The sequence below is a fragment of the Haloechinothrix alba genome (genome assembly GCF_900188115.1).
Taxonomy (GTDB): domain Bacteria; phylum Actinomycetota; class Actinomycetes; order Mycobacteriales; family Pseudonocardiaceae; genus Haloechinothrix; species Haloechinothrix alba.
In genome coordinates this window covers 185,425-205,293 of record NZ_FZNW01000007.1, presented here as the reverse complement: position 1 = coordinate 205,293, position 19,869 = coordinate 185,425, and the positions used below count along the sequence as shown (strand labels likewise).

The window sequence follows — 19,869 nt, the reverse complement described above, 5'->3', positions numbered from 1 at the left end:
ACATCCGTACGCATCACTGATTTGCCACTGATACCGGTTACGGGACAATCGCCGAATGACCGATACCGCCCGGTTGCGCGGCATGGGGATCTCGGCTCGCGAGGCCGAGGTGCTTGCGCTGCTCGGGGATCACCTGACCAACTCCGAGATCGCGTCGCGGCTGTTCATCTCGGTGCGCACCGCGGAGAGCCACGTGGCGTCGTTGCTGCGCAAGCTGGAGGTGGCCGACCGTCGCGCGCTGGCGGCACTGGCAGCCGACGCCGCCGGCACCACCGGGCGGGGTGTCACGCGGCTGCCGACGCCGCTGGGCGTGCTGATCGGCAGGCAAGCCGAGCTGGATCACCTGGTGTCGGTCGTCGGCGGGGCCCGGTTGGTGACCCTCGGCGGCGCAGGGGGGTCGGGAAAGACCCGCCTCGCGATCGAGGTAGCCCACCGCCTCACGGCTGCACACCCGGAGGGAACGTGGTTCGTCGAGCTGGCTCCGCTGCGCGATCCCGGCCAGGTGCCGCGCGCGGTCACCGCCACGCTGGGCGTGGCCGATCACGCGTCCCGCACACCGCTGGATTCACTGATCGACTACCTCCGGCATCGCCGCGCGTTGCTGGTGCTCGACAACTGCGAGCACCTCGTCGATGCCTGCGCGGACCTCGCCGTGTCACTCACCTCGGCCTGCCCGGGCGTCCGGGTGCTCGCGACCAGCCGGGAAACGCTCGACGTGCCAGGCGAGACACTGATCCCGCTCGGCGGCCTCGACGCCAGGTCGGCCGTCGCGCTGTTCGACTCGGTCGCGACCGCGGGCAACCCGCACTTCACCCCGTCCCCCGAGACCGTCGACCGGGTGTGCGGCAAGCTCGACCGCCTACCGCTGGCCATCGAGCTCGCCGCGGCGCAGATGGCGACGGTGACACTGCAGGAGCTCGAGGCCGGGCTGGCCGATTCGCCCTCCGCGCTGCGGGCGACCCGGCGCAGGGCCGACCCCCGCCACCGGTCGCTGGCCGAGGTCATCGCGTGGAGCGTGGACCTGCTCGATCCCCGCGAGCGCGAGGCACTGGCCGCGCTGTCGGTGTTCGCCGGACCGTTCGGGATGGCAGCGGCCGGCAGCGTCGTCGGCACGCCCACCGCGACCGCCGACGTGGCAGGGCTGCATCGCCGCTCGCTGCTCAGCCGGGACGCGGACGTAGCGGGAGAGTCACGGTTCCGGATGCTCGAGACCGTACGGCAGTTCGCCACCGGGCTCGACCGGGCAGCGGTGGGTTCGGCTCGCGCGTACCACCTGCGCTACCACCTCAGGCTCGCCGAGGAGGCCGACAGCGGTCTGCGCACCGCCGAATCGCCACGGTGGATGGAGCGATTACGCGCATCGACCGACGATCTGCGCGTCGCGATCGACGAGGCGTTCGCGGCCGAGCCCGGCAGCGCCGCCCGGCTGGTGGCCGACCTGTCCTGGCCGTGGTTCGTCGATGGCAGGCTCGCCGAACTGCAGCTGCGCAGCGAGCACGCCCTCGCCGGGAATCCCGAGGACCCGCTGCTGCGTTCCCGTCTGTACTTCGGCCTGGCAGCAGCCACGATCGCGCAGGGGGATCTCCCCGCGTCCGAGGAGGCGGCCACACGGCAGATCCGCGAGGCCAACGAGGTTGCCGACGTCGACTTCGCCGGGCACGGGTACCAGCTTCTCGGCATGGCGGCCTGGGCGCGCGGTGACCACGCCGGCGCCGACACCCACCATCGAACAGCACTGAGCTACATACGCCGCACCGGAAGCATGTGGCGGCTCGCCCTGGTGTGTGCCACAGCAGGCCGGTCGGCGCGGGCCGCAGGCGACATCGAGCGCGGCGATTCCCTGCTCCGCGAGGCCACAACCGTCGCGGAGCAGCTGGGCGAGCCGATGGTCCTGGCCAGCGCGCTGGACTACACCTGCGTCGGCCTGCTCGAGCGGCAACACTTCGAGGCGGCGGTGCCGCTGGTCGCGCGCAGCCTCGCTGCCTACCGCGCCGTCGGCTACGCGGAAGGGGTCTCCTCCGCGCTGGCGCTCGAGGCGATTCTCGCCATGCGCCACGACCGGTGGGACGAGGCCGAAACACACTACGCGGAGACCCTCGAGGTCTGCCTGCGCGCCCAACACTCCGGCGGCACCGCGACCGCGCTCGAAGGCCTCGGGCTGGTCGCCACGCACCGGGGCGGAGCGCGGACGGCAACGCGCCTGCTCGGGGCCTGCGACCACATCAGGACGAGTATCGGCGTCGCCGTGCCCGAGCACATGGCCGCCCCACGCGACGACGCGCTCGAGGCGCTGGCGCACACGCTCGGTGACGAGTTCGATTCCGAGTACCTGCGCGGCCGCGAGCTCCGGCCAGAGGCCTACACCGGCGGGATCGACCGTTAGCCGAACCAGTCGACGATCTCGTCGACGAAGGCGACGTTCCACGGCTCGTGGCTGAGCGCGTGGGTGGCGCCCTCGAGGATGTGGTGCGTGCCGTGCCGCGCGGCGTGCAGGTACCCCCGGATGGACTCCTGCGAGATCACCTCGTCGCGCTCGCATTCCAGCACGAGCGTGCGCCCGTCGAATGCACGCAGGGCGCGCAGGGCGGGGTTGGCGTCGATCAGCTCGCGCAGGTGCTGCCTGCTCCCTGTGGGGTCAGGGCCTTCCGCGTCGACGTAGAGGGCGGGCGCGCGCACGAGGAGCCGCTCGACAGCACGTTCGGCCAGCAGCAGGCACGACAGGTAGGCGCCGTAGCTGGCTGCGCACACGCCGATCCGCTCGACACCTGCCGCCGCGAGCGCGTCGTAGGCCGCCACGACGTCCTGTACGTGCTGCCCGCGTGTCATCGCAGGCAGCTCACCGGGGCTCTCGCCGTGCCCACGAAGGTCGAAGGCCAGGCAGGTGTGTCCCGTTCGCCGGGCGAGCTCGGTGGCACGCGGGATGTAGCTGCGGCGCGAGCTGGCGTAACCGTGCACGAACAGCACGCCGTAACCGCTGCGCTCGGTTTCGGGCTCGACCAGGTCGGCGGCGAGCATATGCTCGCCGGAGGGAATACGCATGGTTGTCATGGTGCCCGGCAGCGAGACGTCACCCGGCAGCACCCACGGGCAACCGTCGCCGCACGCGGCGCAGCGCACGCCCGACCGCGACCTCGGCCCGTGCGGCGTCCAGCAGCACCACTGCTTGCAGGACGATCGCACCGATCAGGAACCCGGCGAGCATGTCGGTCATCCAGTGCGTGTCCCTGTAGACCGCCGTCACCCCCATCAGCAGCGTCAACCCCGCCACCCCGGCACCGAGCGCACGCCGCCGGTGCCACAACGGCCCGTAGACGGCGAGCAGGTACGCCAGCATGCCCCAGATCAACACCACGTTGGCCGCGTGCCCGGACGGGAACAGCAGTCCTCCTTGGAACAGCTCGGGGTCGTCGAAGGCGGGGTCCTTGCGTCCGAACCCTAGCTTCGCCAGCCCCACCACGAGGTTGATGGTCAGCAGCGCCGCGGCCGTGACCACGACCGGACGCCACCGCCGCTGCCGCAGGCCGAGTACCGCCGCGACGAGCAGCACGAGTGCGGCAGTCGGGCCGCGCTGCCCGACGAGGTCGGTCACCCGTGCCGCGCCGACCAGGGACGGCCACCGCTGCCGGAACGGGAAGTCGTGCAGAACGTGATCGGCGCGGACGAGGGCCCCGGCGTCGGCCCAGACCTGCGCGACCGTGCACACCAGCAGGAAGACGCAGATCGCCAGCACCCACCGCGCGCGGCGGCCTGCCGGCCCGGTGCCCCCTGGCGAGCAGACCGAAGGCTCCGACCCCGGACCACCGTCACGGGACGGGCTTCGATCCGTCGCCGCCTCCTCTACGACCACGGCAGCGGCACTCCTCTCTGCTGCGCCTCACCGTCGACGATACGGGCCGCGCTGTCGTGCCAGTCACCCCCGCTCCGTGCCACCGTGCCCCGGCGCCGCCGGTCGCCTCCGTGCCAGCAGCCTGCTCGCCCGATGACGTTCCGAGCCGTGCACCTCCTCGGCGAGCACCGTAAACGTCGCAGGAAGGCGGGCACCCAGCTCGCCGTGCGCCACCCGGTACGGGCCTCTCTCCCCGCCCGGCGCCTGCGCCAACGCCTCCCAACCGAGCAGCCCGCCCGGCAGCACGGCGGCGGCAGCCGAGTCGAACACCTCCGGGTCCCAGTAGCGGGTCGCCAGCACGAGCGCGTACCGCTCGGCCGCTACCGGGTAGGCCGCAAGGTCGGCGAGCACGCAGCGCACCCGGCCTTCGAGCCCGTGTCGCCGGGCCTGACGCCCGAGCTGCGCCAGCGCGTGGTCGGAGATGTCCACCGCCGTGACCGTGCGGCCCGCCGCGGCCATGGCCAGGGCGCTGCCGGAGCGGCCGCAGGCCAGCTCGAGCACAGGGCCGGTCGGCAGCCCCGCGGCCAGCGCATCGGTCACCAGCGGGTGCGGCACGAAGTCCGGGTCGGCCTCGCGGTAACGCTCGTTCCACCGGCACCGGTCCGGGTGGTCACGCAGCCCGGACGGCACATCCGGACCACGCGGGCCCGCCGGTTCGCTCGCGCCGCTCATCGCTTCTGGGCGAACTCGACGACGTTTCCGTCCGGATCGGACACATGTAGGGTGCGCTCGCCCCACGGCCGGTCCACCGGCCCGGTCAGGATCGGCACGCCGTGGCCCCGCATCCGCTCGGCCTCGGCGTCCACATCGTCGGTGATGAAGCCGATCTCGCCGCACGGCGGGTTACCGCCGTCCCGCCCGATCAGCTCGCCCAGCTTGGCTGCCTCGAAGAGCGCGAACTTCGTGTTGTCCATGGCGAACTCGACGTAGCCGTCGCCCTCGATCCGGACCTCGAGCCCGAGGACGTCACGGTAGAACGCCACCGCGCGGTCGAGCGACCGCACGTACCAGATGACGTAGTCGATCCGGCTCATTCCCGACACGACCCTTCAGCGCTCGTAGACACCCACGACACGGTTCTGCTCGAGGATCGCGTCACGGTAGTCGTCCAGGAACTCCGCCCGCGACGGGGTACCCGCCACCGCACGATCCAGGGCATAGACCCAGAAGTAGTAGCGGTGCGGCCCGTGACCCGCCGGTGGCTTCGGGCCGCCGTACCCGGTCGCCCCGAAGTCGTTCGGTCCCGCACGGAAACGGCTGTCCGCGTCCGGCCCGATCTCGGTGACATCGGCAGGGATGCCGTACAGCGTCCAGTGCGTGAAGCCCCTCGGCAGCGGCGCGTCCGGGTCGTGGCAGACCACCGCGAGCTCGGCCGTGCCCGCGGGAACACCGCTGACCCGCAGCACGGGTGGCACGTTGTCGCGGTCCTTGGCGTGCCGGTCACCCAGGCGCTCGTCCGGTCCGATGTCGGCGGTGGTGACCGTCAGGTCCTTGATGTTCAGCCCCACGGCTCGTCCCTCCTTCTCGCCGGGGAACCTGTGGCAACACCCTCAACGTAGTAGACCCCGGCGTGCGCCGCGCGCCCTGCCTGCTCAGCCGAGCACGGCCACCACGGCCCGGCCGACCGTCACTCGCCCTCCCCCGCGGCGGCACCGGAGGCGCTGAACATACTCGGGAACATGCGGCGCACCTGCGCGCCGTTCAGCCTCAGGAACCGGGCTTCGGCCTGCACAAGAGGAACATCCGGTTCGGCCACCGTGGTGATGCCGCCGTGGGTGACGGTGCGGTTGCCGTCCACCTCCACCGTGTCCGCCCAGATCCGTAGCGGCACCCCCAGCGGGACCGGCTTGCGGTAGCGCACGGACAGGTTCGTGGTCACGCCACGGTTGTCCGCCGCTGCCGCGGCGTGGCCGAGCGCCTGGTCCAGCCACAACGCGCTCATGCCCCCGTGGCTCGACGACGGGGGTCCCTCGTGTGCGAGCCCCAGGCTGCAACGGCCCTCGACGAAGGTCCCGTCGATCTCGAAGCGAAGCGGCGGCGCGATCGGGTGTCCCTCCCCGATCACCGGGTTGTACATGCGTACCCCGCCGAGCAGGTCGTCCACAGAGGCGGTCTCGGATATCTCCCGCTGCTGCCTGCTCAGCTCCCCGGTCGCCGCGGCCACCTCGCCTGCCACGCGGCGCAGCACGTCCGTGGGCACCTCCGTGCGCACGGCAGCCTCGTTCAGCGCGCGCAGCTGCTTGCCAAGCTCGGCCACCACGTCGCGGCGCTCGGCCAGCTCCGCGGTCTCGGTGACAGCCGCCACCCATGCCTCGCTCGCACCGGGCAGCCCGCCCCCGGGAGTGCGCGAACCCTCCACAACGCCTCCTCGCAGATGGAACTCGTGACAGCCTGCCACGGGTACCCCCGCTCCCGGCAGTCGAGGTGACCGGAGCCACACGCGACCGGTTCCGGACGCTTGCGGCCCGCACCGGGGGTATCGCACAGCGGCTCGCCGATCGGGCGCACCGGGACTACCGTGGCGGTATGGCCCGGCCGAACGACGAGGTCGCAGCCCTGCTACAGGAGTACTCCGACCTGCTGTCCATCAGCGGCGGTGCGGCGTACAAGGTCCGAGCGTACGAGAAGGCTGCCCGGGCGATCAGCGGTCACCCGCAGGACGTCTCGGCGATGGACGCCGACACGCTCCGCTCCGTTCCCGGAGTGGGCAAGGCGATCGCCGACAAGGTGCTCGAGTACCTGCGCACCGGCAGCGTGCGAGCGCTGGACGCGCTCCGCGACGAGATCCCGTCCGGGGTACGCGACCTCACCGCGATACCGAACCTCGGGCCGAGGAAGGCGGCCACGCTCTACCAGGACCTCGGGATAGCCTCGACCGACGAGCTGGTCGAGGCCATCCACGCCGGGCGGCTCCGGGACATCCCCGGGTTCGGCGCGAAGACCGAGGAGAACATCCTGCACGGTGTCGAGCTCACCCGGCAGTCCGAGGAGCGCGTGCACCTCGACACCGCCATGGAGCAGGCCGAGGAACTCGTCGAGCGGCTGCTGTCGGTGGACGGCTGCCAGCGCTGCACCCACGCGGGCTCGTTGCGCCGGTTCGCCGAGACCATCGGCGATGTCGACATCCTCGCGGCCGCAGGCGAACCACGGCCCCTCATGGACGCGTTCACCGAGCAGGAACCGGTCGCCGAGGTGACCGCAGCCGGGGAGAAGAAGAGCTCGATCCGCACCACCGACGGCCTGCGCATCGACCTGCGGGTCGTGCCGTTGAGCGCGTGGGGCGCGGCGCTGCAGTACTTCACCGGGTCGCGGACCCACAACATCCGGACCCGTGAGATCGCCGGGAACGCCGGCCTGAAACTCAGCGAGTACGGGCTGTTCGACGCCGAGACCGACCAGCTCGTCGTCTCCGAGACCGAGGAAGAGGTCTACAACCGGCTCGGCCTCCCATGGATACCCCCGCCGCTTCGGGAGGACCGGGGCGAGATCGAGGTGGCGCGCAAGCGCGAGCTGCCGGACATCGTCAGCGAGACCGATATCCGGGGTGACCTGCACACGCACACCGACCTCACCGACGGCGTGTCGCCGCTGGAGGACATGGTGGCCACCGCAGCCGAACGCGGCTACGCCTACTACGCCGTCACCGACCACGCCCCTGGCCTGCCGATGCACCGCATGACCGACGAGAAGGCCCTTGCCCAGCGCGAACGGGTACGCGAGCTGGACGGCGCCTACCGCGGCATGCGCCTGCTGCACGGCAGCGAGCTCAACATCGGGCCGGACGGCGCGGTCGACTGGCCGGAGGAGTTCCTGAACGGCTTCGACATCTGCGTGGCATCCGTGCACACGCACTTCAACCAGCCGCGCGAGGAGATGACCAGGCGACTGGTACGGGCCTGTGAGAACCCCTGTGTGAACATCATCGGGCATCCGACCGCTCGCCTCATCGGCCGCCGCCCCGCCATCGACGCCGATCTCGACGAGGTGTTCCGTACGTGTGCCCGCACGCGCACCGCGCTGGAGATCAACGCGTCCCCGCACCGCCTGGACCTGCGCGACGAGGACATCCTGCTGGCCAAGAAATACGGTGTACGGTTCGCCGTGAACAGCGACGCGCACTCGGCCGTGCACCTGGCCGGGCTGCGTTACGGGGTGGGCACGGCGCAGCGCGGGTGGCTCACCAGCGAGGACGTCATCAACACCTGGCCCATGCACCGGCTGCGCCGGTTCCTGCGCCCACCGTCGTAGGCGGCCACAGCCACCCCGGCACCCTTCCTCCCGGGCGGGTACGGCGCGCAGAATCGGTGTGACTCGCCAACGCTCTACCGGCAGGGGCCCGGACATGCGCGACGACACACGCGACACCGAATCCGATGCTTACCTCGATGCGAAGCTGGCGGAGCTGCGCACCGCGGTCAGCGACCTCAACGACGACGACATCATCCGGATCGTGCATCACATCCGCGCCGAGGCAGGCTTCACCGCGGCCTCGCGCATCGTCACGGAGCTGCTGCAGGCGTCGCGGAACTCCCTGACGGACCCGACCGCCGCCGCGTGCATCCGCACGGCCCTCGCGCGCTACGAGGCGGACTAGTCGGCCGTGTAGCCACGGCCTGGTGACCCCTCCCGTCGCGGTCGGCCCGGTGTACGGATCGGGAACCGATCACGATGCGCTCATTCGAGCACTCTGGTTACGATCCCGACACGATTGTTCACTATCGAGTGAAGTCCGGTCTACTGTCCCGTCCGCACCCGTCCCTCCCAGAGACAAGGACCGGCTGATGCGTCCAGACCGAATCCGACAGCGAGGCCATGATGCGGTACGCCGCAGACCCCGCGTAGCCGTCGCGTGCCTTGCCGCCTGCGGCCTCACCGTGGCGCTGACCTCCGCGGGGCCGGCGGCGGCCGACCCGAACAACAACTCGCCCAGAAAGCTCGAGAAGGCCGTCACGGTCGACGGCGTGCTGGAGCATCTCGACCGCTTCCAGGCCATCGCCGACGCCAATGACGGCACCCGCGCCTCCGGCACGCCCGGCTACGACGCCAGCGCCGACTACGTCGCCGGGCAGCTCGAGGCTGCCGGGTACGAGGTGACACGGCAGGAGTTCGAGTTCCCCTTCTTCCAGGAGCTCAGTGACGCCGAGCTCGAACAGGTCTCCCCCGACGAGACGACCTACGAACTCGGCGAGGACTTCCTCACGATGGAGTTCTCCGGCTCGGGCGACGTCACCGCACCGGTGGAAGGTGTCGACCTGGTGTTGCCGCCCGGCGACGAACCGAACACGTCGACAAGCGGTTGCGAGGCAGCCGACTTCGCCGGGTTCACGGAAGGCAACATCGCGCTGATGCAGCGTGGTTCCTGCGCGTTCGCCACCAAGGCGGCCAACGCCACCGACGCAGGCGCCGCCGCTGCCGTCATCTTCAACGAAGGTCAGCCCGAACGCACCGACACGTTCGCAGGCACCCTCGGCGGCACGATGCCCGACATCCCGGTGCTCGCCGCGAGCTTCTCCGTCGGCGCCGATCTCGCCGATCCCGAAGGCACCGTCGCGCGGGTCCGGACCGACACGTTCAGCGAAACCCGGACCACGGAGAACGTGTTCGCCGAGACCCGGCACGGGCGCACGGACAACGTCGTGATGGCAGGCGGCCACCTCGACTCGGTACTCGACGGCCCCGGCTACCACGACAACGGCAGTGCGTCGGCGGCCCTGCTCGAGGTCGCGCTGCAGATGCGGAAGGTCAAGCCCAACAACCAGGTCCGCTTCGCATGGTGGGGCGCGGAGGAGTCCGGCCTTGTCGGCTCCGACCACTATGTCGCCAACCTCTCCGAGCAGGAGATCGACGACATCGCGCTGTACATCAACTTCGACATGATCGGGTCGCCGAACTACCAGTTCGGGATCTACGACGGCGACGACTCCGACGGGGAGGGCGCCGGTCCGGGCCCCGAAGGCTCGGCCGAGATCGAGAAGGTGTTCGAGGCGTTCTTCGACGGCCGCGACCTCCCCCACGAAGGCACCGATTTCACCGGCCGCAGCGACTACGGCCCGTTCATCGCGGTCGGGATCCCCGCCGGTGGACTGTTCACCGGGGCGGAGGAGCTCAAGACACCCGAGCAGGTGGAACGCTACGGCGGCGTGGCGAGCGAGCAGCTCGACCCGTGCTACCACGCGGTCTGCGACAGCAGCACCCCTGTTGCGGACGGGGCCGACCCAGCGGTGTACGCACAACTCGGTGAGCTGCACGGCAACGTCAACGTGACCGCCCTCGACGTCAACTCCGACGCCGTGGCGAACGCGGTCATCAACTTCGCCTTCGATACCTCCGCGGTCAACGGCGAGCGTTCGCCCGGCAAGTCACACGGGGCGGGCAACAGCGAGGACGCCTTGTCCCCCGAACCCGAGAAGTAACGGCAACGGCAGCCGGAAGGCACTTGCAGGGCCCGGGAATGCGGCTCGGGAGTGCTCTGCACGTGCCTTCCGGCGTCCGGCACCTCAGGCGGTGATCCCGGACCACAGCAGCGCGGAGATCAGCACACCGAGACCGTTGGTGGCCCAGTGCAACCCGAGGGGCGCGAGCAGGCTGCCGGTACGTCGGCGCAGCTCGCACAGCACCACACCGGCCACGCCGGTGAACACCACGACGGCAGCCACTCCGAGTGCCGGGAACGCGCTGCCCGGGCCGAGGATCACGTCGAATGCCGTGTCCTGCTTGGCGACCTCCAGCGTCGGGAGGATGTGCCACAACCCGAACATGGCCGAGGAGGCGCCCACCGCCCAGGCCCTGCCGGCCGGTCGGCTCAGCATGCCGAGCAGCACGCCACGGAACGCGACCTCTTCGAGCAGGACCGTCTTGAGCGGGATCACCACGAGGGCCAGCAGCAGCGCCGAGCCGAGCGCCATGTCGTAGCGGGCATCGGCGATCACGGCGCGGGTGGCCGGTAGCAGCATCCCGGCCAGGTACACCAGCCCGACGAGCGCGATCGCGGCGCCGCCGTAGGCAGCTCCCTTGCGCCAGGTGTGCCTGCTGATCCCGATATCGGCCCAGGTCAGCCCGAACCGGTGCGCGAGGCCGAGCAACACCACCGCGATCGCGGGCTCGACGAGCGCCTCGGCCCCGGCCGAGCCGTACGCGGTCACCACATTGGCGCCTGCCAGCACGGCCACGACCGTGGCGAGCACGGCGAGCCGGTCGGAACGCGTGACGTTCCGGCGCACCGTACCCGCGGATCCGGAATCGACGAGAGTCACAGTGGGCGCCAGTGTACCGGCGGCTTTCCTGCGGCTTTCCGGCGCTCGCCGCTACTACCGCCCCGGACCGGCCGTGCCCGGCTACGCGTGCCGCGCGTGGTAACGCAGGGCCGACAGCGCGGCGTTGTAGCCGCACATACCGTGCACCCCCGGTCCGGGCGGGGTGGCAGCCGAGCACAGGAAGACCCCCGGAACGCCCGTGGCATACGGGTCCACGGCCACGCGCGGGCGCAGGACCGACTGCACAGGAGTGTTGGCGCCTGTCGCGATGTCGCCGCCGATGTAGTTCGCGTTGTAACGCGCCATTTCCGGTGCCGACCGGACGAACGTCCCAAGGATGCGTTCCCGCACACCGGGCGCGAACCGCTCGATCTGGCGGAGCACGGCCTCGGTCGCGTCTCCCTCGTACCCGTGCGGCACGTGCGCGTACGTCCACACCGGATGCACGTCACCCGAGGATCGCTGCGGGTCGGCGAGGTACTGCTGGGCCACGAGCACGAACGGTCGTTCCGGCATGGTGCCGCGGTAGACATCCCGCTCGGCGCGGGCGACCTCCTCCAGTGTTCCCCCGACGTGGACGGTGCCTGCCTTCCGGCAGTCCTCGTTGCGCCACGGTATACCGCCCTGCACGGCGAGATCGACCTTGTACGCGCCGGGGCCGCGCCGGTACCGCGTGTACGCGCGCCGCACCCGCGCAGGCAGCTGCGGGCCGAGAATCCGCACCGCGGCAGCCGGGTCGAGGTCGAGCAGCAGCACGTCGGAAGGTGGCAGGTCCGCGTAACGGTGCACCGGCCTGCCGGTCTCCACGACACCGCCGTGCTCGGCCAGCAGCGCCACGAGCGCGTCGACGATCGACTGCGACCCTCCCCTGGCGACCGGCCACCCGTACCGGTGCCCCGCTGCCGTGAGCATCGTCCCGATAGCGGCACTGACCGGGCGGTTCAACGGGTAGAACGCGTGCGCCGCTATGCCTGCGAACAGCGCGCGCGCCTCGTCGCTGCGCCAGGCCCGCGCCAGCCCGGTTGCCGGAAGCAAGGCCCGCATGCCGAAGTTGGCCAGCTGCACAGGGTGCTTCGGAAGGTGCGCCACGGGCCGGAAGAGGTCCTCGGCCAGCGCGTCGAACCCGGCTGCCGGACGGCCGAACACGGCACGCCACGCCCGCCCGTCCACGCCGAGCCCGCGCGCCGTGTCCTCCAGCGAGCGTCGCAGAACCCCCGCGCTGCCCGAGTCCAGCGGGTGCGCGAGATCCACCTCGGGCCAGGACCACGCCACGCCGTGACGCTCGAGGCCGAGCGAGTGGAAGAACGGCGAGCCGCACCCGGTGGGGTGCACGGCCGAGCACTGGTCGTGCAGCAGACCAGGCAGGGTGAGCTCGGCCGAGCGCGCCCCACCACCGGCCTCGTCGGCTGCCTCGAGCACGGTGACCCCGAACCCCCGCTGCGCGAGCGCGACGGCCGCGGCGAGCCCGTTCGGTCCCGACCCGACGACGACGGCATCACTCACGCCGCGCCCTCTCGGTATCGCGGGCACGCTCGGCGGCCTGCTCGCTGCCGCGCCCGCTCAGCGGCCGGACGGGTATCGTGCCGTCGCCGCCGAGCCACGGCTGACGCTCGCACATGTCCTTGACGTCCACGTGTCCTTCCTCGATCACTCCGGTGGCGACATCCACGATGCGGTAGTGCTGGCGCTGGTGCTGCATCGGTTGCGACTCCAGAAGGATGACACGCACCTCGCCTTCCTCGAACCCGCAGCGCCGCTGGATCGCCCGGATCAGCTGCTCGTGGTGCAGGTGCCCCTCACCGAAGTTCCACCCGAGCACGACTCCGGCGACGAACTCACCCTCACGCACATCGTAGTCCCGGGTGTCGTCGACGGCACGCGGCAGCAACCCGAGCAGGGCCCTGCCGTGCGTGTGCATGGAACGGAACACCACCGCCTTCTGCATCAGCAGCTCGGCCATCTCCTCACCGTAGAGCTTCGTCAGCTGCGCCTTCTGCGTCGCGACCGACTTGGTGATGTGCTGGTCCAGCTTCTGCTCGCTGCCCTTGCGGAACGCCCACATCGACGTCGCCCAGTTGCCCGCGTAGTAACGCATCGCGGGCAGGAACGAGATCAGGTGCGGCTTGGCGTTGCCCAGCACGGGACCGATCACCAGAAACGCCAGCATGACCACCATCAGCACCGGCGATTCCAGCGAGGTCACGCCCACCTCGGCGTAGTTGCCGAACAGGAACAGTGCGCCGAAGATGACGTAGACGTTCCACTCGAGCGGGACGCCCAGCGGGAACGTCGAGATGATGTGCAGGTGGAAGATCACCATGATCACGAGCGCGACCCAGGTCAGCGGCCCGCCGGTGGACAGCAGCAACACGAGCGGCACCGTGAACTCGATGACCGTGCCCAGGTGAGCCGCCGTCGCCGACAGCTTCGAGGGCCGCATGTCCCTCGGGTAGTCGCGGAACAGCTTGCGCTTGATCCGCTTCACCCGCATGAACGGGCTGTTGCTGATCATCACCGAGACCACGAACGGGAAGTGGCGGTTGAGCTTCGAGGTCGCAGCGCCCCACCAGATCGCCACCATCAACAACTTCAGCGCGACGATGATGTCGGTAGCCGAGAAGAGGAAGAAGAACAGCGGTACCCAGTACTGCTCGCTGCGCGCGGCCAGGAAGATCGTCTTGTCGCGCAGGCCCAGCAGGGGCAGCAGGACCATCAGGGGGACCAACCGGACCGGATCGATCAGCCCCACCGAGTTGCCGAGGGCACCGACCTGCACGGCACCGGGTGAGCTCAGCAGCCAGACCGCCGAGGCGATCACCGCGACGTACAGCACGACGTCCACGGCGCCGCGGCGATCACCCCGGGTGCCGGGCACCGTGCCCGGCCACGGTGGCAACCGCACCGTGCCCGGCCGCAACCAGTACGTCAGCGCCCCGATGGGCGGCAGGAACCGGAACGTGAGCGGCCCCGAGCCGCAGCCGAAACCGAGGACCTCGAACAGCAGGGTCCAGACGATGACCTTCTGGTAGACGATCGGCTCGGTCCACCACGCGGCGACGTCGGAAACCGGGCCGAGGCCGGGTGTGGCTGCGATGATGAACAGCGCGCCCAGGATGTAGGCGATCATCTTGAACAGGTAGAAGAAGTAGACGCCGCCTGGCGACCCGAAACCGTTCTGGCCCCAGTCCACCACGATCGGCTTGATGCGCTCGAGGATGGGCCTCGAGCGCCATTCGGCGATGTCGAAGTCGGGTTTGCGTGGCGCGAGGAGTCCCATGACCGTCCTTCCTCGTGGCTCGGATGGTTACTCGGCCCCTCAGGGGCGCGAGGTGGCCCTGCGCGGCAGGCGCGTCCGCGTTCACCGGGAGCGCAGCGCCGGCTTGTCGATCTTTCCGACCGGGTTCTTCGGCAGGCTCTCGGTGACGACGGTCTCTTCGGGAACCTTGTACCGCGACAGGGACGCCCGGCACAGCTCGTCGAGCTCACCCTCGTCGAGGTCGGTTTCCGGGCGCGGCACGACGAACGCCACCGGTACCTCACCGAGCACGTCGTGGGTGCGCCCGACGACAGCGGCTTCCAGCACTCCCTCGTGGGTGTAGAGGACGGACTCGATCTCCTTCGGGTAGATGTTCTCCCCACCACGGATGATCATGTCCTTGATCCGGTCCACGAGCACCAGGTAGCCGTCCTCGTCGAGATACCCGACATCACCGCTGTGCAGCCACCCGTCGACGATCGTCTCCGCCGTGGCCTCCGGCCGGTTCAGGTACCCGCGCATGACGTTCGGGCCACTGATCACCACCTCGCCTGCCTGCCCATCCGGCAGCGCCGCCCCCGAGCTGTCCACGACCGCGACGCGCTGTCCCGGTAGCGGCAGCCCCACGGTCCCGGGCTTGCGTATCCCGTCGACGGGGTTGATCGTCGAGGCGCACGTTCCCTCGGACAGCCCGTATCCTTCCACCACGGGCACGCCGAACCGCAGCTCGAACCGGTCGATGAGCTCCGCGGGCATGGGGGCGGCCCCGCAGATCGCGAACCGCAGCGACGCCAGGTCGGGGTCGGTGCCGGAGGGCAGGGCCGACAGCATGGCATAGATCGCGGGCACCGCGGAGAAGTACGTGGGACGTACCCGTTGGACGGTGTCGAGGAAGGTCTGCGGGCTGAATCCGCCCGCGATCGTGGCACGGGCCCGGGCCAGCAACGGCGAGAGGATACTGACCACGATGCCGTTGACGTGGAACAACGGGAGGATCAGCAGGCTGTGATCGTTCTCGTCCAGGTGAAGCCCGTCGAGAGCCATCTCGCACATCGCCGTGAGGTTGGCGTGATCGAGCATCACACCCTTGGGCTTTCCGGTGGTTCCGCTGGTGTAGACCAACAGTGCCAGCGATCCGTCGTCGCCCGGAACGGCAGGAGATTCAACGTCCATTGTGGCCATATCTGTCGCATCGAGTGCCGCGATCTCCATCACCGGGCACGACAGTTCCGTCGAGTCCGTGACGACGAGAGCCGTGCCGGAGTCGCTTGCCTGGTACTCGGCCTCGCCAACGGTCAGCTCCGGATTGATCGGCGTCACCGTCGCGCCGAGTCGCCATGCCGCGAACATCGCGACGACGAACTCGATGCGGTTGGGCATCATCAGCGCGACGACGTCACCCGCACCGACTCCCCTGTCACGCAACGCCGCACAGGCGCGGCGGACGCGCAGCAGGAAGTCCTCGTTGGTCAGCTCCGTGCCGTTTCCCGCCAGGCAGGGCGCAGCAGGATTCTCGCCCGCGCGTATGTCCGGGAGCACCGACCAGTGCATAACGTTCCTCCACCCTCGTCCGGCTCGTTGGTTCGGGGCGAACCCGCATCGTGTTCGGACGAGCGTAGGAACGGGCGGCAGGCGCCGGTAACGGGCGCGGGGAACGAAACTTCGCGCCCGCGTCGTGCTCGAGGCACAATACCGGCCGCGAAACGCGCCTGCGGGCTCAGCGTGGACGCAGTACTGCCGGGCCGAGCCAGTGACACACGTTCAGCGCCAGCTCGACGTGCAAGCGCTTCTCCCGGACAGGGTGGCCCAGCTCGTCCTCGGCCTTCCTGATCCGGTACTGGATGGAGTTCTTGTGCAGGTTGAGCCGACCTGCGGCCGCAGCATAACTACCCCCCTCGGACAGGAACACGCGCAGCGTCTCACGCATCCGGGCGTGCGGGGCGTCGTCGATCGCCAGGGCACCGAGCGTGTCGATCAGCCACGAGCGCGTCGCCGCGATATCGGTACACATCAACGCGATCGGTCCCGTCTCGTCGAAACTGACCACGGTGCGCGCCTCCCGGCCTGCGATCAGCGAGACCGACTGCGCCTGGACCGCCTGCCGGTGCGTGGCCCGGAACCCGTCCAGACCCGCAGCAGGCCGCCCCACAGCGGCGCGCAGGGATGCATCGCCGTCCTCGGTCACGGACCTGACGATCTCGCCGTTGACCTCGGTTACGTCCCCGGACACGGGTAGCCACGCCCACCCGCTGGTGGCGTCGCACGGCACGAAGAGCGGGCGGGCGATACAGCCGATACGCTCCGCCAGCTGCCGTACTGCCGTCTCCAGCACCGCCACCGGGCTGTCCAGGCCCTTGTCCTCGGTGAACCAGAGTACGACACCGGCATGGTTACGCCCGGTGAGGCGGTAACCGAGCGTCTTCTCGGTCGCCGCGATATCGATGCCGTCCTCGCCGAGCAGCCTGCGGATGTGCGCGGCTCGAACCGCGTCCCTGTTCTGCAGCCAGCGCTCGCGTTCCTCCTCGTAGACGGCGACAACCTGCTGCGAGACCCGGTCGACGTAGGCGAACGTCAGGGCGACCAGGCGTTGCGACACCGCGGCGATGAGCTCCTCGTCGCCGAACGGCAGGAGCTCGAACGCCCGGCGCAGGAACGTGTCCTGGCCGAGCCGGTACGCCCGGATCAGCGCGTCGACGGCGACCCCGTGCTGGGCCAGCCGCTTCGCGTACTCGACGGCCGCCGACGGCGCCTCGATCCTGCCGATGTCGATGCCGTGCTGCAGCACGTGCAGGGCGGTATCGATGTTCGCCTCGACACTGGCACCGAGCAGGTTGATCAGACGCTCGTCCCCGCCGAGCTGGTCGACCTCGGTCGCCAGGCGGTCGCGTACGGCATCAGTCAACGACGCGAGCTCGCCGTTGAGTTGCGCGGCAAGGGCCGCGATCTGCCCGTCGACCTCAGCGGAACGGTCCACTACGAACGGCCTTCCATGCGCGTGTACTGCATTGAACGTCTGCCAATAGTACGGTCGCTCCCGGCGTGGTGGAAGCCCGCATGCCTCGGCAGTGCCGTGCATCGTTTCCCGCACGGTGTCATGCTGCGGTCAGCAGGGCGTGTGCGCCCGCGGCCAGTAGGAGTGTGGCCGCGACGAGGCAGGCGATGCCGCCGCGGCGGAGGACGCGTGTCCGGTGTCTGCGTTCCTGCTCGGGAAGTGGGGCCGGTGCCAGCTGTGGTGCGTGGCGGATGCCCCACGTGCCGAGGGCGGCCAGGATGGCGGCCATGCCGGTGAGGATGAGGGTGTTCATTCGCCGTCGGGGTCGGGTTGCCGGGGTTGTGGTTGCTGCTGGTTGCCGGGGCCGGGTTCGAGGTTCGGGGGCGCGTCGGGGTTGTCGGGGCGGTACTGGTCGGCGTAGGCGACGTCGGCGGCGCGGATGCGTTCGGCGAGCCAGTCACGCCATGCGTTCAGGGTCTGCTCGTTCTGCAGCTGGGCGCGTAGGTCCTCGGCGACGTCGTCGAAGGTGGCCTCCAGCCGCATCGGCGTGTAGTCCTCGTCGATATCGGCGACGTCGCGCCCCCGCGCGCTCTCGATCGCCTTCAACCTCCTGGTGACCTTATCCATGGCGTACTCGGTCATCTCGTCGAGATCGATCCCGAAGGGAACGCCGTCCGGGAACTGGTCGAAGATCCGGGAGATCAGCGCGAGCGTTCCCTCCACGATGTGGTTGTAGGTCACCGAGGCCCGGATCTGGGCGGCAGGCGAGGGATCGACCGAGAGCGCGTACAGCGACGCGGGCAGCTCCTCGTAGAAGATCGTGCGGTAGGGCTCGCTGTAGTCCACGTAGGGATGCAGGTCCTCGGTCAGCCCGACGGCTTCGAACCACATCCGGAACGACTGCATGTGCTTGGTTTCCTCGAACAGGAACTGCGTCAGGTAGGCCTCGTCGGCAAGTCGGCCCTCCGCGGCCATCGCGGTCAGGAACGGCTGCAGGTCCTGGGCGACCGACTCCTCCCCTGCCATGAAATGCGCGGCCATGGTGCACGTCAGCTGCTTCTCGTCCGGCGACATCGCGGCGAAGTCGGCCGCGTCCTTGCTGAAGTCGATGTCGGCGGGTTGCCAGAACTTGTCGTTGCCCTTCTGGAGAAGCTTCATCGGAAACGAGTCCATCCGGAGCCCGCCCGAGGCCAGGCTGCCGAACCCGGCGCGGCTTCCGTGCTCGATCACGCGGTTCGTCGTCATCGGCATCTCCACTGTCGGCAGGCAGTTGCTACCGGCAGTATCGGCGGGATCGCACTCGTGCCGCGCGGGCCGCGGGGGCCCGTGCTGGCCCTCCGGTGCCAGGTCGTGTGCCTGCCGGTTCAGCGCAACGGGACACGTACGGTCGCGGCGAGTCCGCCGCCCGGGCGCACGGCGAGATCGAGCTCGCCACGCATCGCCTGGACGATCTGCTCGACGATCCACAGGCCGAGCCCGGTACCGCCCGAGGCCTCACCGAGCGAGACGTCCTTACGCTTCACCGCTTCCAGCTGTTCGGGCGCAAGGCCGGGCCCGCGGTCGAGCACATCGAAACGCACCTCCGTCGGGGCGACGGTGGCCGCTACCTCGACGGGTTCGCCTTCGCCGTGCCGTGCGGCGTTGTCGATCAGGTTGGTCAACACGCGGCGGATTCGCTGGGTGTCGATCCGCACGACCGCGTCGGGTGGGGTCACGTTCAGTCGCAGTCGCGGGGGATGCAGCCCGGCCGCGTCGCTCGAGGCGAGCAGCAGCTCGTGCAGCCCGACCGTACGCGGCTGGCCCGCAGGCTGCGTCGGGCTCTTGCTGGCGGTCACGTCGGAGAGCGCGTCGAGCATGGTCGACAGGTGCTCAGCGTGCTCGGCGACCAGGCGCTGGGCCGTGGCGCGCTGCTCGTCGTCGAGCCGCCCGCGTGGATCGCCGAGCTGGGCACTCAGCGCGCGCAGCGAGGACACCGGGGTGCGGAAGTCGTGCAGGATGGCGCGCAACCCGTCGTGTTGCGCGCTGTAGGCCTCGAGCAACCGGGCGCGGAGATCACGTTCCTCCTCTGCGGCGAAATGCTCCGCGAGGGCTTCCGCGTTTGCGGCGGCCCTCGCCGCGTGGGCACGCTCCGCGTACAGGGCGAGGCTGCCCCCGAACACGGCCATGAACAGCAGGTAGAGCGGCCACCACACGCCTGCGACCAGCCGCTGCTCCAGCGGTACGTCGTCCGCGTCGATGAGCAACGCGACCGCGAGGTACGCGGTGCCGAGCACCACGGCCAGCCCGATCGCCAGCCAGAGGTTCAATCGTGTCGCCGCGGCGGTAACGGACAGGAACAGGATGGCCACGGCCGGGCTCGTGGCACCACCGGTGGGAGCGATGAGCCCCAGGGTCAGAGCCCCGTCCACCGAGGTCACGACGAGCGGGGCCGCACTACCCGGCCGTTCCCAGTGCGGCCGGGCTCGCCGGGCAGTTCGGTCTA

The 19,869-nt window shown here is 70.1% G+C and carries 17 protein-coding genes and 1 pseudogene; 4 read left to right on the top strand and 14 right to left on the bottom strand.

Features of this window, described 5'->3' with window-relative positions; genetic code table 11:
- The first annotated feature begins 55 nt into the window (after nt 1-55).
- Complete coding sequence (locus CHB84_RS08785; protein ID WP_089301029.1) at nt 56-2,383, top strand: ATP-binding protein; 2,328 nt, start codon at nt 56-58, stop codon at nt 2,381-2,383.
- Here the strand turns inward: CHB84_RS08785 and CHB84_RS08780 are convergent.
- From CHB84_RS08780 to CHB84_RS08755, 6 genes are all read right to left on the bottom strand, one after another.
- Nucleotides 2,380-3,039 carry an alpha/beta hydrolase gene (locus CHB84_RS08780; RefSeq protein WP_176439867.1) on the bottom strand — a complete coding sequence of 220 codons (660 nt, stop codon included), beginning with the start codon at nt 3,037-3,039 and terminating at the stop codon, nt 2,380-2,382. The two genes, CHB84_RS08785 and CHB84_RS08780, sit on opposite strands and share 4 nt — an antisense overlap.
- A gap of 28 nt (nt 3,040-3,067) precedes the next feature.
- Nucleotides 3,068-3,847, bottom strand: coding sequence for a phosphatase PAP2 family protein (locus CHB84_RS08775; protein WP_089301027.1), 780 nt, complete (start codon nt 3,845-3,847; stop codon nt 3,068-3,070).
- Nucleotides 3,848-3,910: 63 nt separating this feature from the next.
- Nucleotides 3,911-4,558 (bottom strand): class I SAM-dependent methyltransferase, encoded by a 648-nt coding sequence (locus CHB84_RS08770; RefSeq protein ID WP_089301026.1) that lies wholly within the window; start codon nt 4,556-4,558, stop codon nt 3,911-3,913.
- Complete coding sequence (locus tag CHB84_RS08765) at nt 4,555-4,920, bottom strand: VOC family protein (protein ID WP_089301025.1); 366 nt, start codon at nt 4,918-4,920, stop codon at nt 4,555-4,557. Before CHB84_RS08765 ends, CHB84_RS08770 begins: the two co-directional genes overlap by 4 nt.
- A 15-nt stretch (nt 4,921-4,935) precedes the next feature.
- Nucleotides 4,936-5,394 carry a YbhB/YbcL family Raf kinase inhibitor-like protein gene (locus tag CHB84_RS08760; RefSeq protein WP_089301024.1) on the bottom strand — a complete coding sequence of 153 codons (459 nt, stop codon included), beginning with the start codon at nt 5,392-5,394 and terminating at the stop codon, nt 4,936-4,938.
- A 119-nt stretch (nt 5,395-5,513) separates the two neighbouring features.
- Nucleotides 5,514-6,245 (bottom strand): PaaI family thioesterase, encoded by a 732-nt coding sequence (locus tag CHB84_RS08755; protein WP_089301023.1) that lies wholly within the window; start codon nt 6,243-6,245, stop codon nt 5,514-5,516.
- A 167-nt stretch (nt 6,246-6,412) separates the two neighbouring features.
- Here CHB84_RS08755 and polX point away from each other — a divergent pair, with 167 nt between their 5' ends.
- The 3 genes from polX to CHB84_RS08740 all read left to right on the top strand — a co-directional run bounded on the left by polX (nt 6,413) and on the right by CHB84_RS08740 (nt 10,299).
- Nucleotides 6,413-8,134: a DNA polymerase/3'-5' exonuclease PolX gene (gene polX, locus CHB84_RS08750; protein WP_089301072.1), complete on the top strand. Its 1,722-nt coding sequence runs from the start codon at nt 6,413-6,415 to the stop codon at nt 8,132-8,134.
- A gap of 94 nt (nt 8,135-8,228) precedes the next feature.
- Nucleotides 8,229-8,480 carry a hypothetical protein gene (locus tag CHB84_RS08745; protein ID WP_089301022.1) on the top strand — a complete coding sequence of 84 codons (252 nt, stop codon included), beginning with the start codon at nt 8,229-8,231 and terminating at the stop codon, nt 8,478-8,480.
- A 187-nt stretch (nt 8,481-8,667) separates the two neighbouring features.
- A complete protein-coding gene (locus CHB84_RS08740; RefSeq protein ID WP_089301021.1) occupies nt 8,668-10,299 on the top strand; it encodes a M20/M25/M40 family metallo-hydrolase in 1,632 nt (543 codons plus the stop codon).
- An 84-nt stretch (nt 10,300-10,383) separates the two neighbouring features.
- Here the strand turns inward: CHB84_RS08740 and CHB84_RS08735 are convergent, their stop codons facing one another.
- The 8 genes and pseudogenes from CHB84_RS08735 to CHB84_RS08700 form a co-directional block, all read right to left on the bottom strand.
- A complete protein-coding gene (locus CHB84_RS08735) occupies nt 10,384-11,139 on the bottom strand; it encodes a CPBP family intramembrane glutamic endopeptidase (RefSeq protein ID WP_217898492.1) in 756 nt (251 codons plus the stop codon).
- Between the two features lie 81 nt (nt 11,140-11,220).
- Nucleotides 11,221-12,642, bottom strand: a complete 1,422-nt coding sequence (locus tag CHB84_RS08730; protein WP_089301020.1) for a phytoene desaturase family protein — start codon at nt 12,640-12,642, stop codon at nt 11,221-11,223.
- Nucleotides 12,635-14,416: a DUF3556 domain-containing protein gene (locus CHB84_RS08725; protein ID WP_089301019.1), complete on the bottom strand. Its 1,782-nt coding sequence runs from the start codon at nt 14,414-14,416 to the stop codon at nt 12,635-12,637. Before CHB84_RS08725 ends, CHB84_RS08730 begins: the two co-directional genes overlap by 8 nt.
- A gap of 81 nt (nt 14,417-14,497) precedes the next feature.
- Nucleotides 14,498-15,946: a class I adenylate-forming enzyme family protein gene (locus CHB84_RS08720; protein ID WP_089301018.1), complete on the bottom strand. Its 1,449-nt coding sequence runs from the start codon at nt 15,944-15,946 to the stop codon at nt 14,498-14,500.
- A gap of 166 nt (nt 15,947-16,112) precedes the next feature.
- Nucleotides 16,113-17,369: a PucR family transcriptional regulator gene (locus CHB84_RS08715; RefSeq protein WP_245818633.1), complete on the bottom strand. Its 1,257-nt coding sequence runs from the start codon at nt 17,367-17,369 to the stop codon at nt 16,113-16,115.
- 118 nt (nt 17,370-17,487) lie between these two features.
- A complete protein-coding gene (locus CHB84_RS08710; protein ID WP_089301016.1) occupies nt 17,488-17,700 on the bottom strand; it encodes a hypothetical protein in 213 nt (70 codons plus the stop codon).
- Between the two features lie 182 nt (nt 17,701-17,882).
- Nucleotides 17,883-18,632: pseudogene (locus CHB84_RS08705) on the bottom strand (R2-like ligand-binding oxidase); the annotation flags it as partial.
- A 119-nt stretch (nt 18,633-18,751) separates the two neighbouring features.
- Entirely contained in the window at nt 18,752-19,795 is a 1,044-nt protein-coding gene (locus CHB84_RS08700; protein ID WP_141134623.1) for a sensor histidine kinase, read from the bottom strand.
- Nucleotides 19,796-19,869 lie beyond the last annotated feature (74 nt).

Excerpts from the sequence above, each read along its gene's own strand:
- CHB84_RS08785 (WP_089301029.1), top strand. The coding sequence starts at position 56 with ATGACCGATACCGCCCGGTTGCGCGGCATGGGGATCTCGGCTCGCGAG.
- CHB84_RS08770 (WP_089301026.1), bottom strand. The coding sequence starts at position 4,558 with ATGAGCGGCGCGAGCGAACCGGCGGGCCCGCGTGGTCCGGATGTGCCG.
- CHB84_RS08720 (WP_089301018.1), bottom strand. The coding sequence starts at position 15,946 with ATGCACTGGTCGGTGCTCCCGGACATACGCGCGGGCGAGAATCCTGCT.
- CHB84_RS08740 (WP_089301021.1), top strand. The coding sequence starts at position 8,668 with ATGCGTCCAGACCGAATCCGACAGCGAGGCCATGATGCGGTACGCCGC.
- CHB84_RS08745 (WP_089301022.1), top strand. The coding sequence starts at position 8,229 with ATGCGCGACGACACACGCGACACCGAATCCGATGCTTACCTCGATGCG.
- CHB84_RS08710 (WP_089301016.1), bottom strand. The coding sequence starts at position 17,700 with ATGAACACCCTCATCCTCACCGGCATGGCCGCCATCCTGGCCGCCCTC.
- polX (WP_089301072.1), top strand. The coding sequence starts at position 6,413 with ATGGCCCGGCCGAACGACGAGGTCGCAGCCCTGCTACAGGAGTACTCC.
- CHB84_RS08725 (WP_089301019.1), bottom strand. The coding sequence starts at position 14,416 with ATGGGACTCCTCGCGCCACGCAAACCCGACTTCGACATCGCCGAATGG.
- CHB84_RS08780 (WP_176439867.1), bottom strand. The coding sequence starts at position 3,039 with ATGCGTATTCCCTCCGGCGAGCATATGCTCGCCGCCGACCTGGTCGAG.
- CHB84_RS08765 (WP_089301025.1), bottom strand. The coding sequence starts at position 4,920 with ATGAGCCGGATCGACTACGTCATCTGGTACGTGCGGTCGCTCGACCGC.